The following is a 14,321-nucleotide window of genomic DNA, read 5'->3' as shown; positions in this document are numbered from 1 at the left end:
GGGGAAATACAATGAACCATAAGCAAGATATGATCGCCTTGGCGCAGGCCGATGCGGGCACAGAAGCGCACGCTAGCCAAGGGGTGGCAAACGATCTCAAAACAGAGCGCAATGATCAGCCGACGAACGTGGCGCGCCCGGTCGCCAAGAACTTGAAGATGAAAGACGGGTTTCCGGTCATGCCAGGCAACATTCCACTGCTGGGCCATGTTCATAAGATCAGTCAGCATGCGCTAACTGAGTTGCGCCAGGCCGAGGCGGTGTGCGGGCCGATGTTCTGGACTTATTTCGGCGCTAAACTCCCTGTGCTGCAGATTATGGATGAGGAGGGCCTGGCGATCCTTCAAAACAAGTACACCGACAACTCCTATCTGCGCGAACAGATGCCGGTCATCACGGGTGAGGCGATGAACGCCTTTGACGGCCAACGTCATCGCAATGCGCGTCGCGCTAGCATGGATGCGTTCACCCCGAAGGGGCTGACCCGTGCGCGAGTCGGCCAGTTCGTGGTGGAAACCATCGAGCAACGGCTTAAACGTTGGACCAGCGAGCGCAAACTGGCGATTTTTCCGGAGACCAAGGATATTGCGCTGGAAGTGGTGTTCCGGATTATGGGCATTGAAACCCATGAACTCGAGCAGTGGCGTCACCAGTACGAAGAGTTTTTCCTCGGCATGATACCGCTGAAGATTAACTTGCCGGGCTTTCCTGCCTGGCGCTGCCGCAAGGCGCGCGGCTGGCTGGAACAGCGGGTGTCACAGATCGTCGCCACGGTACGCGCCAACAACGACCGCGATAGCCTGGTCGGGGCAATGATCTTTGGCCGCGACGATGAGGGCAACGGCATGTCTGAGGTCGAGCTGGTGCACAACATCCTGGGTCTGGGGTTTGCCGGCTCGGAAACAACCGCCGCGATAATGGCATGGTCGGCGTTAATGCTGTCGCAGCATCCAGACGTTTGGCAACAGTTGTGCCAACAGGTCGCCGGCCTAGACAGCGTGCCTTATACCCATGAGGAGCTGGTCAAGCAAGTGCCGCTGGCGGAAGCGATATTCCGAGAGACCTTGCGGCTCTATCCACCGGCGCCGTTTGAAATGCGCAAGGTGCATACCGAGTTTGAAATGATGGGTCATACGGTCCCTGTTGGCGCGATGGTGGGCGTCAGCCTGCTGCATGTTTCTCGCAATCCTGAACGCTACCCGGATCCGGATAGCTGGAAGCCGGAGCGCTGGCTGGGCATCGACCGGACACCGAACCAGGTGGAAACCTGCCAGTTTGGCGGCGGTCCTCACGCCTGTCTCGGCCGCCATGTCGCCGCGTTGGAGATCACGCTGTTTATCGCGATGTTGGCTCGCGAGATGGGGCCAAAGGGGCTCTCGCCGCGTCTGGTGGGCAAGTTGCCGCCGCCGACCTACCTGCCGTTTTTGCGGCCATCGAACAAGGCATTTCTCGACCTGACCGGTCGCTAACTGGACACGGGCGGGAAAGTCGCATGGGCACCGCCTGCCATATCCGCATTTGAGAGCGAAGAGAACAGTGGACAGTCAAATTAGGGTTCTACACCGGAAAATACAGCGGAAAGAAATCAGTGTCGAAGAAGCTGCCAGAGAATTTGAAAAGATCCGGGCCAGCTATCGCCATGACCAGGCGGAGCGGGTGATTCAGGCGCCACCGGCGATCGAGAACCCCATTGCAGCCGCTGTTTACCATTACGATGAGCGCTATCTCAAGGATCACCAGTTTAATCAGCAGCGGATCCTGCTGGGCCTGACCTATGCCAGCCTGGCGCTGGAGTACGGCTTGGGCCAACTCGCCGAGGGTGAGGCGCTGCGGTTGAAAAAGCTGACGTTTGCCGCTCCAGTCGCGCTGGCCGAAGGCGAACAGCTTGAGGTGGCGATCCGCGCAACCCAGCATGACGGCCGGGCCTTTGAGGCGGTATGCCGACATTCGCCGTCGGCGCCTTGGCAGCCTAAGGCTAGCGGTGAATTGTCGGCCGTGGCTGCCCAGCGGCGGCAGGTCGATCTAGCCAAGCTCATGGCTGGTATGACAGCGGTGGAGCCGCTGGCATCAATCTACCAGATTAGCGAGCAAATCCACATCGGCGATAGCTATCGGACGCTGAAGGCGCTTTACCAGCGTCAGGATGACGGCGAAGCGCTGTCTCGCACGACGCTGGCCGTCTCTGACGATGCGGATTCCCGCCATTACAGCTTGCATCCGTTGTTGATCAACAGCGCCTTTTTGACTGTCATCCCGCTGTTGGCCAGCGAACGACTGGACAGCAACTTTATTCCGTTTGGCGTTAAATCGCTGGTCCTTCATCGTGGTCAAGCACCGACAACGGGCTGGATTCATACCCAATTAGTCAAAAATTCCGGTGAGCTGGTGTTGTTTGACGCCCAGCTATACGACGATGAGGGTGGGCTGGTAGCCGAATTCAGCGGTTGCTCGCTGAAGCGGCTGCGAAACAGCCACTTGGTTGACGATAAAGCGCGGCCCGACAGTGAGCGTGGCTGCAGCCGCGAAGGGATCGAAGACTATCTGTTGGCGCAGTTGCAGGCCCTCGGTGCCAAGCAAATTGGTAAAAAGCAGCGTCACCGCAACTTGATGGAATTGGGCTTGGAGTCGCTGCAGCTGGTCAACCTGGCGAGTCGGCTTGAAAGTGCCGCGGCGATCGAGCTGGAGCCAACAATATTCTTTGAATATCCCAGTGTGGCGGAGCTGGCGACATTTTTATGGCAGGAGCATAAAGCGGCTTTTACGCCATTGTTAGCTGAGCGTAGCGAGACGACTGACGTTGCGCCGCCGGTGAAGGCAAGTGACGTTGCGCCGGCGCAGGCAAGCCAGGCTGCGTCGATGCAGGTAAGTGATCCTGCGCCGATTGCTGAAACTTGTGCCGTGGATGAGTGTGTCGCCGATGATGTGCCCACGTCTGTCAGCGGCGGTGACCGTCAGCAGGATATCGCAATCATCGGTATGCAGGGACAGTTCGGTGAAGCCGGCGACCTTGACCAATTTTGGCAGAATATTTGGCAGGACCGGGAGCTGATCAAGGAGGTGCCGGCAGATCACTGGGACGTTGCGCCTTGGTTTGATGCGGATCCTGAAGCGCATGACAAGACCTATTCCAAGTGGGGCAGCTTTATCGACGACGTCGATAAGTTCGACGCCGAATTTTTCCATATGTCCCGCCGTGAAGCCCAATGGATGGATCCTCAGGTGCGGCTGCTACTGCAAAGCGCTTACGCTGCCGCCGAGGACGCTGGGGTAATTAGGCAGTTACGGGGTAGTCGTACCGGCGTATTCATCGGTTCCTGTTTCAACGAATACGTTGACAAGATCACCGAGTTGGGACTGCCGATGGATCCCTATATCGCCACGGGCAGTGGGGTGATCGCCGCCAACCGCATTTCATTCTGGTTCGACTTCAAAGGGCCGAGCCTGATGTTCAATACGGCCTGCTCGTCGTCGCTGGTGGCGTTGCACGCCGCCTGCGTTGCATTGCGCAATGGCGAATGCGACATGGCTTTTGTGGGTGGCAGCAACTTACTGCTGTCATCCTGGCACTACCGGTATTTTTCTGCGATCCGCGCACTGTCGCCGACGGGACGCTGTCACACCTTTGATGCACAAGCGGACGGTTACGTACCGGGCGAGTGCGTGACAACGCTGCTGCTTAAGCCGCTATCGAAAGCGTTGGCTGATGGTGATCCGATTCATGGGATCATCAAGGGTTCGGCGGCGTTGCACGGTGGCTACACGCCTTCACTGACTGCACCGAGCGTGGCCGGGGAAGAAAACGTCATCGTGCATGCGTGGCAAGATGCCGGCATTGATCCTCGTAGCCTCAGCTATATCGAGGCCCATGGCACCGGCACGAAGCTTGGCGATCCGATCGAGATTAATGCGCTCAAGCGGGCCTTTGCACGTTATACCGACGACCGGAGTTTTTGCCATATTGGCTCGGTCAAGGCCAATATTGGCCATACTGAGGGTGCGGCAGGCATCGCGGGAGTCATTAAGGTGCTGCAGCAGATGAAGCACCGTAAGTTGCCGGCGTTGGGCCACTTCAAACAACAGAATCCTCACATCAAGCTCGATGACTCGCCGTTGGTAATCGATCGAGAGGGACGTGATTGGCCGGAGCAAAGCGCACCGCGGCGAGCTGGTGTCAGCTCCTTTGGTTTTTCCGGTACAAACGCCCATGTTGTGCTGCAGGAGTATCGGGAGCAGCGCGAGTTCGCCACGCACCAGGGCGAGAGAGTGCTGATTCCGTTGTCGGCGCGCAATGCGTCGCGCTTGAAAGAGCAGGCTGCGCGGTTACTGGCGTATCTTACGCAACACACGCCTGACCTTGCCGCTTTGGCTTACACGCTACAGACCGGCCGGGAGGCGATGGCAACGCGGACTATGTTCATGGTCGACAGCGTGGAGCAGTTACGACGACAGCTGCAAGCGTGGATCGCCGGCGAGCCGGGCGTGGATTTTGGCGTAGCCAGCATGACGGCCGAAGAAGCCGTGGCCGCTGGCGACATGCGACAGTTGGCGGCGCGATGGCTTGCGGACGCTGAAGCAGCAGAAGCATTTGACTGGACGTGCCTTTATGGCAAGGAGCCGCGTCCCGCCCGAATCGCTCTACCGGGCTATGCATTCGCCAAGGAGCGGTACTGGCTGGATGCGCCGGCGGCCACCACCGGACAAAGCGAAATCGCGGCTGCCGAAACGACATTGGCCACTAAAACAATCGTAGCCACTCAAACGGCAGTGGCCACCGAAACGACAGTGGCAACCTATGCGGAGCAATGGCAGGAGGCTGATGAACCGGGGCCGGGTGCGCCGATAGAACGAGTGATTTGCTTGCTGGGCGAACCTGGGCTTCGGCAGCAGTTAGTCCGGCAAATCCGTGCATTCAGTGCGCAAACCGAGTTGATATTTATTGCGGCCGATAATCGAAATGGTCGCGATGACGATGGCCATTATCGTGTAGCAGTCGATGATCCGCAGCAGTTACAAGCAGGGCTACAACACGTATTGTCCGCTCACGGCGCTAGCCGAGTGCTCTATTTATGGAGTATGGACGATCGTCGCTGGATGATTGACAACAGCGCGATTGTCGCACTGCTTAAGGCGATGGCTGCCACGGCGGCGCCAATCGATCGATTATTGCTGGCCGGTCGGGCTGGCGACGCGCTCGAACGCTGTTATCTTGAATCTTGGATCGGCATCGAGCGGTCGCTTGGCGCCGTGATGCCCCATTGCCCGGTCGAGGTGGCGATTGATTTGCCGGACAATACCGGCGACGACAGTCGCTGGCTGCGCCGCCTGTGGCTGCAGCTTAGCGGCGACGCGGCGGGCGGCAGGCTATACCAAAGCGGGCGCACTTTCCAGTTGAGGCTGGCGCCGACCCGCGCAACCGCAGCCGTCGAGCCGCTGGCACTGGAGCAGATCAATACCCTGTTGATCACCGGCGGGCTGGGTGGATTGGGGTCGTGGCTAGCGGGCGAGCTTTCAAGCCGGGCGAAGCGCCGCAGCGGCGGTCAACTCAATCTCATCCTGAATGGCCGTTCATCGCTGTCGGCAGCCCAACAGGCGCGACTGGATAGCCTGCGTCATGACAAGTGCAGCATTGTCTATTTACAGGCTGATTGTGCTGATCGTCAGGCACTGACCGCTGCGCTGGCCGAGGTGCTGCCACAGAGTGGACCGATCGATGGATTAATCCACGCCGCTGGCCTAAGCGCGCAGGGCAGCCTGTTTGACAGTGCACAAGCTGATTTCGACGCGGTATTGCATGCCAAGGTCAAGGCCACGCTGGTGTTGGATGAAGTGTTGGCGGCACAACCGTTGGCGTTGATCTGTTATTTCTCGTCCAGCTCAGCGATGCTTGGCGATATGGGGGCATGCAGCTACGCGATGGCTAACCGATTCCAGCAGGCCTATGCGCGTTATGTGCAGGCTGGACGTGCTCGGCGTGTCGTGGCAATCCATTGGCCGTTGTGGCGCAATGGCGGTATGGCAGTGGGCGAGCCGGCATCGACCGAATTTTATTTGAAGTCTAGCGGTCAGCGCATGCTGGAAAGCGCTGAAGGCCTGACGTTGTTGCAGCAGATTGTCGCCAGCGATGCCGATCACATGCTGGTGTTGGCCGGGGAGCCGGCGAAATTGCAGCAATTAGTGGACGGGGTGAATGATCCGGCACGCAAGGCAACGGCTAACCCAACTGTTAAAGCAACGGCGCGCCAACCCATGATTGAGCGGACGCGAAGCCGCCCCGAACTCAAAGGGCTGAGCGTGGAGCAGTCTCTGTTATGGGATTTGCGGGACTTGGCGAGCCGGCCTCTTAATGCCGAGCGGCATACGCTTGGCGAAGACACCAACTTGGCGGACTTCGGCTTTGATTCCATTAGTTTGGCGGAATACGCCGGACTATTGAGTCGCCACCTGAGCCTCAAGTTGACTCCAGAGCTATTTTTTAGCCATTCAACGCTTGCAAAAATCGCCGCCTATTTATTAGCACACCACCGGCAAGCGGTCGAAGCTTGTTATCGTGGTGAGGTAATCAGCGCAACTGAGCCGTTGCCGATGCCGGCTCCTGTCGTCGCGTCAACGTCGAATGCCGACACGATCGCCATTATCGGGATCAGCGGCCGCTTCCCTGGCGCTCGCAATGCCGATGAGCTGTGGCGCGTGCTGGCTGAGGGGCGTGATATGGTGGGCGAGATCCCGACTGATCGCTACGACTGGCGTGATTATTACGGCGATCATCGCGAGGATCCTCGCAAGACGCGCTGTATTTGGATGGGCAGCGTGCCAGGGGTCAGCGAGTTTGATCCGATGTTTTTTGAGATCTCGCCCCGCGAAGCGAAAACATTGGATCCTAGGCAGCGGCTGTTACTGCAGGAGTCCTGGAACGCGCTGGAAGATGCCGGCGTTGGCCCGCGCCACCTTGAAGCGCAGCGGGTTGGCATGTTCGTGGGCGTTGAGGAGGGCGACTTCCAGCGGCTGGCGAGCGAAGAAAGCCTAACCTCGGGCCATAATGGTATTTTGGCGTCGCGGCTAGCCTATTTTCTCAACCTGACCGGGCCGACGATGGCGATTAACACCGCCTGCTCGTCAGCGTTGGTGGCGCTGCATCAAGCGGCATTGAGCCTGCGTAACAACGAATGCGAGATGGCGGTTGTCGCCGGAGTCAACCTGATTTTCTCGCCAGACGCCTTTATTGGCATGACCCAGGCGGGGATGCTGTCACCGGACGGTAAATGCTTTGCCTTTGATCGTCGGGCCAATGGCATGGTGCCGGGCGAGGCGGTGTGCTGCGTCGTGCTCAAGCCTCTAAACCGAGCCGAGGCCGACGGCGACCCGATCTACGGCGTATTGCGAGGCAGCGGCATCAACTACGATGGCAAGACCAACGGTATTACCGCGCCAAGCGGCGCTTCTCAGCAGCGCTTATTGGAGGAGGTTTACCGGCGCGCGGGGATGAATACTGAAGCGGTAGAATATATTGTTACCCACGGTACCGGCACGCAACTGGGAGACCCGGTAGAGATTAACGCGCTCAACGATGCCTTCCGGGGCAACCAGCCAGGCCACTGCGCCTTGACCTCCACCAAAACCAATCTCGGCCATACTTTTGCCGCGTCGGGCTTGGTTAGCGTGATTAGCCTGTTGCAGGCGTTCCGCCACGAAACCATTCCGGCCAGCCTGCACTGCGAGCAGGAAAACGACTATATTCACTGGCAGCAAAGCCCGTTTTACGTCAACAAAACGAACAAGGCCTGGCCGGCGGCAGGCCGCGACAGTGAGCGGCTGGGCGCGGTTAGTGCATTTGGTATGAGCGGCACGAATGCCCATGTCGTACTGGAAAGCTACAGCCGTGAGCGTGACGCCTCGCCGTTCCGACGGTCCTGTTATTTGTTTGTCCTATCAGCCAAAACCGCTGAGACGCTGAAAGAAAAGATCGAACAACTGAGCGCGGCCCTACAGCATGGCGACTACCGCGATAATCAGTTGCCGTCGATCAGCTATACGTTGCTGGAAGGACGGCACCATTTTCGCCATCGCCTGGCGCTAGTGGCGGCGGATCTGGAAGAAGTGCTTTACACCCTTACGCAATATTTGGCTGGTGAAAAGCGTCCCAACCTATTTGTCGGCGAGGTGGAGCGCGAATTTTCCGGGCAGAAGACAATTGCGCGCTACATCAATCAGCTGCTGGATGATAGTCGCCACGCCAGCGAAGATGAAGCTAGGGAATTGTTGTTTGGCCTGGCGGATTTCTATCGCCAGGGTTACGACATCGACGGCCGGCGACTGTTTGCCGCGGCATCAAACGGTGCGCATAGCATGCCGCCGCGTTTGCCGCTGCCGGGCTATCCGTTCGCGCGCGAGCACTATTGGCCCGAAGTGCGCCGGCGTCAACAACCGCCCGCGCTCGTGGCGAGCCCGCACATGGGCCGGCTGCACCCGCTGGTGCATCACAATATTTCGACGCTGGCGACGCAACGGTTTGTCAGCCGCTTCAGCGGTCGCGAGACGTTCCTGGCCGATCACCGTATCGGCGATCAGCTTATCTTCCCCGGTGCCGCGTACCTCGAACTGGCTCGTGAGGCGATCGTCAGGGCGAGCGAGCTGCCGCCGCAGCAAGTCACATTACAGAACGTTGTGTGGCTACGGCCGCTGACTGTTGCGGTCGGTGGCGGCGAGCGTGACGTCGAACTGTACTGCGAGCTGGCCGTGAACGGCAACGACAGCGTGTCATTTAGGATTTATAGCCTGGACGGCGGGGCGCAGCAATTGCACGCCCAGGGCGACGCGCAACTGGCGGCCGTCGCTGCACCGTTGCCACAACCGCTCGATCTGGCGGAATGGACGGCTCGGTGCACTGTCAGTGAGCGAAGCCATGACGTGCTGTACCACGATTTCGAGGCGATGGGCGTCCATTACGGCGTGACATTCCGCGCGGCTAGCCAAATCCGCATCGGCCGCGACCAGGTGATGGGCCGGTTGACCCCCGAGGCACTTGATCCCCAATTAGAGGGTGTGCTGTTGCCGCCGGGCGTACTCGACAGTGCACTGCATATCGCAGCTTCATTGGAGAGCCGCCAGCAAGGCGCTGCCGAGCCGATGCTGCCTTTTGCGCTGGAAAGCCTACGATTGTACGGTTCAGTGGAACAGGCGCTCAGAGCTGGGTCACTGACGGTCACTGCTGCTTACAGTGAAGCTCGGCGTGGCGGCACGATCGAGAAAATTGACCTGCAAATTTGCAATGACGCAGGCCAATGTCTGGTTCAGCTGGAGGGTTTTAGCTCACGCAAGACTGGCGTTGAACCTCAACCGGTCCAGGCACCCGTCATGGCAGACAACGACAAAGGGGCAGACAGCGACGAGGCTTTGGGTCGCTTGATCCGGACGCCGTTTTGGAGACCCGTCGGCAGCTCTGGTGAATGGCTGCCGGCTGATGCCAAGCCGCAGTTGCTTTTGCTTGGATTGCCGGAGGCGACGGTTAGCGAGATACGCCGGCAGTTTGGCAATCAGGTGAGCGTACTGCCGGGTGCGCCAGGCGACAATGATGCCGCGGCCTACCAAGCGGCAGCGCTGGCGCTGCTCGAGTGGTTACAGCGGTTGCTCGGCGGTCATGCCGGCGGCTATTTGCAGCTTTTTGTGGGGCAGAGCCAGGACGATCTGCGCTTGACTGCACTGGATGCGATGCTGAAAACCGCGATGATTGAAAACAGCGCGTTGAAGGTTCGCTTGGTCGCGCTCGATCCCGAAATGGGCAATGACGCGATGGTTAAAGTGATCGTCGAGCAGAGCCGTTATCACAACAACGAACTGGTGCGAGTCTTCGCCAACGGCAGCCTGTATAGCAGGCAGTGGCGTGAGCTAGCACCCGCGCAACAGCCTGAGCAGACGCCGTTGCGCGACGGCGGTATTTATGCGATCACCGGTGGCGCGGGTGGGCTGGGCTTGATTTTCGCTGAACAGATCGTTAGCAACTGCCGTAACCCGGTGCTTTACTTGGCAGGGCGCTCAACCGTCAGTCAGCCGTTGCAACAAAAAGCCGATCGGTTGCGTGCACTGGGCGCCCAAGTTCACTACCAGGCGCTAGACGTGGGTAATGCTGCGGCGGTTAGGCAGTGGATCGACGACATCTATGCCAAAGAAGGCGCTTTACATGGGGTGATACACAGCGCGGGAGTCATCCGCGATAGCATGATCATCAATAAACCTGCTAGCGAGTTTGAGCAGGTGCTTGCGGCAAAGGTGGCCGGTATCGAGGCGCTCGATCAGGCGATCAACGACCGTGCGCTAGACTTCTTGGTATGTTGTTCGTCTCAGGCGGCGATGGGTAATCTTGGCCAGGTGGACTATGCCGCCGCCAACGCCTACATGGACGCCTTTATGCAGTACCGCCAAAATTTGGCTGGTGACGGCAAGCGCAAGGGACGTTCACTGAGCATCAATTGGCCGCTGTGGCGTGACGGCGGCATGAAGTTGGCTCCCGTGATCGAGCAGCAGATGCGGCAACGGCTTGGTATCGTGCCGATGCCGGTGGAGGAGGGCGTCGAAAGCCTGTGGCAACTGTTGAATCACCCGGTCAGCGCTCAGGGCTGGGTGGTTTATGGTGAGTCATCGCGGCTGGCGGCCATTGGCCAGCCGGTGGACGCCAAACCGCAGGCCCTGGCCAAACCCGCACCGGGACAGGCTGCCGGAACCACGAGCCTGAGCGATAGCGAACTGAAAAAAAGGATCGAAGCCTTTGTTACCCGAATTATCGCCGACGTGGTCCAGATCGATCCGGCAAAAATCCATCCGGCGGAAAAATTCGAAGTCTATGGCTTTGATTCCATCATGGCGGTGGGCGTAACCAATGAGTTGGAAAAACATCTTGGCTCGCTACCTAAAACTCTGTTGTTCGAGCATGTCAATATTGCCGGCATGGTTGACCATTTCGCGGTGAAATACCGTGACCATTTTGTCGCGATGTTCAGCACGAACGAAGATCAGGAGGCTTCGCGTGGCGCTCAAGTGCCAGCTATTGAACATCGAGTGCCAACCATTAAACAAAGTGCTGTCGAGCCTGCGTCAGCGCAGCCGTTGTCGCGGAATCGTTTCGCTGCAGCCCATTCCAACGTCAACAGTCCAGCCGCACCAAGCGTCACGCCCGGTGCGTCTGGTGAGCGTATCGAGGACAACGAGTTAGAGAACTATATTGCAGTGATCGGCCTTGGCGGCTATTACCCGGGGGCGGACAGCATCGATGAGTTTTGGCAAAACTTAGCCAATGGCGTTGACTGCATGAGCGACTTTCCTGCAGATCGGTGGGACCACAGCAAAATCTATTACAAGAACCGTAAGGTACTCGGCAAGACCACTTGCATAAACGGCTCCTTCATCAAGGACGTTGACAAGTTCGACTACAGCTATTTCAAGATGCCCAAGGTCTATGCCGACCATATGTCGCCGGAGGTCAGATTGTTCCTCCAGGTGGCGGTGCATACTTTTGAAGATGCCGGCTACTCGAAAGAAACCATGCTGAGCCGCTATAACGGCGATGTCGGCGTACTGTTGGGCACTATGTCCAATGATTACCATTACTACGGTTTCGAGAGCAACTTATTCCGTGGCTCGATGGCTTCCGGGTCAGGCATGGCGACCATTCCGATGACGGTGTCTTATTTTTACGGCCTCACAGGTCCGAGCCTGTTTATCGATACCATGTGCTCGTCGTCCTCGACCTGTATCCACACCGCTTGCCAGATGCTCAAGCATGATGAGACCAAGATGGTGCTGGCTGGTGGCCTTAATCTGATGTATCACCCGTACACCACGGTGAATACATCCCAAGGCAATTTCACATCGATCACCTCGGAGTCGGTTAACAGCTACGGGGTGGGTGCGGATGGTACGGTGATTGGCGAAGGCGTCGGGGCGGTACTACTCAAGCGTTTGGATCGAGCCATTGCCGATCGGGATCAAATCTACGGTGTCATCAAAGGCTCAGCGATAACCAACGCCGGCGAGCGTAACGGCTTCAACGTGCCTAATCCGGATTTGCAAACCCAGGCAATTCGCCAAGCGATGGATCAGGCCAAAGTGCACCCGTCCTCGATCTCCTATATCGAAGGCCATGGCTCTGGCACTAAGCTAGGGGACCCGATCGAGGTGTTGGGATTGAATAACGCGTTTCGCTGGGCGACTGACGACAAGCAGTTTTGCTATCTCGGTTCAATCAAGTCAAATATCGGTCACTTGTTGGCGGCGTCGGGCATTGCAGGCTTAACTAAAACCTTGCTGCAGTTCAAGCATAGGCAGATTGTGCCATCGATCCATTCGAGCCAGCTCAACCAGGATATCGATTTTGCCGATACGCCGTTTGTCGTGCCACAGCAGTTGATCGAATGGCGCCAGCCGGAGCGCATCGTCAATGGCCGCAAGCAGGTATTCCCGCGCCGGGCGGGGCTCACCTCGATTGCTGCTGGTGGCATGAACGCCCATATGATCGTCGAGGAATACCCCGTGCCAGCGGATAGCGCCGGACACATCCCAGAAGATCAGCTGGTGTTTGTCTTCTCGGTGCACAAACTGGCGCTGTTGGCGGAAAACCTGACAAGCTTTAGGGATTGGCTGGCGAGCAGTGAGGCACCGCTGGCACAAATCGCCTATACGCTACAGGTGGGCAAAAACAATTTACGCAACCGGCTGGCGATTCGCTGTCGCACCCGCCAGGCGCTGTCCCGTGCGCTTAACGCTTGTATTGACGGGCATTATCAATCCGATGCGGACAGCAAGATCTTCTACCGCTTCCAGGAAAGCGACGCGGTACAGACACTGGAGCGCGACTCAAACGATCCGTTGGCGCTGCTGCTGACCCAGTGGCTGAACGGCGATAATCAAGTTGATTGGACCAGTCTATATGCCCAACCGCCGGTGCGGATCAGCTTGCCGGCCTACCGTTTCGAGAAAACGCGCTGCTGGTATACCGAGGAAGGGTACGAGTCGTCGATCGTCAATCCGCTGATGTTTAAAAACAAGCTGCATCCACTGGTGGCAGAAAACTGCTCGACTCCGCAGCCAGGCGCGATATTCCGTACCAACTTCGTCGAAGACGAACTGCTGGATTATGTCTACAGTGGACGGGGTGGCCGGCGCTTGAGCGCTTTCAACTTTGCCGATGTCGCACTGGCGATGCCGGCATTGGCGTCTCGGTTCGACGGCCGCACGCTGTCGGTGTCCTGTGCTTTCGAACACTATATCGCCGACTGGTCGACGGTGACCGGGCTGGAGTACCGGTTGTCCGAGATTGACAGCGAGCAACTGGAACTGGAATTCGAATTCCGTCGCAGTGGTGAACAGCTTGCCAACCTGGGCTTTGCCGTGATCAATCCACTGACCGGCGACGAGCCGCCCCTATCGCAACAGTGGTTGGACGATGTCCGCGAGTTGCTGAATCGCCAGGCGCTGCAGGCGGGCCGCCAGCTCAGCGCTGCCGAAGTCAGTCGGCGACTGACACAAGCCGGTTATGATTTCGCCCCTTATTTGGACGATGACGGCGAATTGGCAATTGGCCGCAGCGGCCTGTTGCTGAAGGGGCGGCCGCCGGTTAACCGTCACAACCATTATGCTGGCAACGTACAGCTATCGCCTTACCTGGCGACGACCATTGATAAAGCGTTTTACTTGTTGCTGGATGAACTAGGGTTGCCGCAAGGCCGAGTCATCGTGCGCAATATCGAACGGCTTTGCTGCTACAACACGCCAGCAGGCGGCTTCTCCGTGGTGCTCTCGGGAATGGGGCTGCATGATAACGAACTATCACTTCGCTTACTGGTGCTGGATGAGCGGGAGCAAATTTGCGTCAAGGTCGACAAAGTCAGTCTGTATCTTGGCAAACAAGAGGTAGCGAGTGTCGATCGAAAACACTTCTTACTGACTGGGACAGCTGAAACAGCCAATATGCCGGCCGCTGTGCTCGCCCGGCCGCTGCTTGAGCCGGCGGGCCAGCCTACTGCAGCTAGGATGGAAAAGCAGGAGGCTAAGCCGCAGACCGATGATAGCGAAGCTGGCTTGAGCGAAAAAATTCTTGCTTTTATCCAGCAGGAGTTACAGGACAAGCTGGGCTTTGCGGCGCAGGACATCGGCGAGTCGACTCAGGTTCATGATCTAGGGCTGGATTCGATTATGGTCGTGCAGCTGACCGATAGCGTGAACAAACGCTTCGGTACCAAACTGATGCCTGATTTATTTTATGAAAAACAGCAGCTCGGCGAGTTGGTGGCAAGGCTGGAAGCCGCCTAAGGCGATTGACTGAATCTGACGCA

Annotated in this window: 2 protein-coding genes; both read left to right on the top strand. The window is 58.0% G+C overall.

Features of this window, described 5'->3' with window-relative positions; translation table 11 throughout:
• The first annotated feature begins 11 nt into the window (after positions 1-11).
• A complete protein-coding gene (locus tag IHE30_RS06670) occupies positions 12-1,469 on the top strand; it encodes a cytochrome P450 (RefSeq protein WP_337689597.1) in 1,458 nt (485 codons plus the stop codon).
• 67 nt (positions 1,470-1,536) lie between these two features.
• Positions 1,537-14,298 (top strand): SDR family NAD(P)-dependent oxidoreductase, encoded by a 12,762-nt coding sequence (locus tag IHE30_RS15100; RefSeq protein ID WP_443193613.1) that lies wholly within the window; start codon positions 1,537-1,539, stop codon positions 14,296-14,298.
• The last annotated feature ends 23 nt before the right edge of the window (positions 14,299-14,321 follow it).

Source organism: Mycetohabitans sp. B46 (genome assembly GCF_037389205.1).
Taxonomy (GTDB): Bacteria; Pseudomonadota; Gammaproteobacteria; order Burkholderiales; family Burkholderiaceae; genus Mycetohabitans.
The sequence above is the reverse complement of the archived record's forward strand: the minus strand, read 5'-3'. Positions and strand labels throughout refer to the sequence as shown.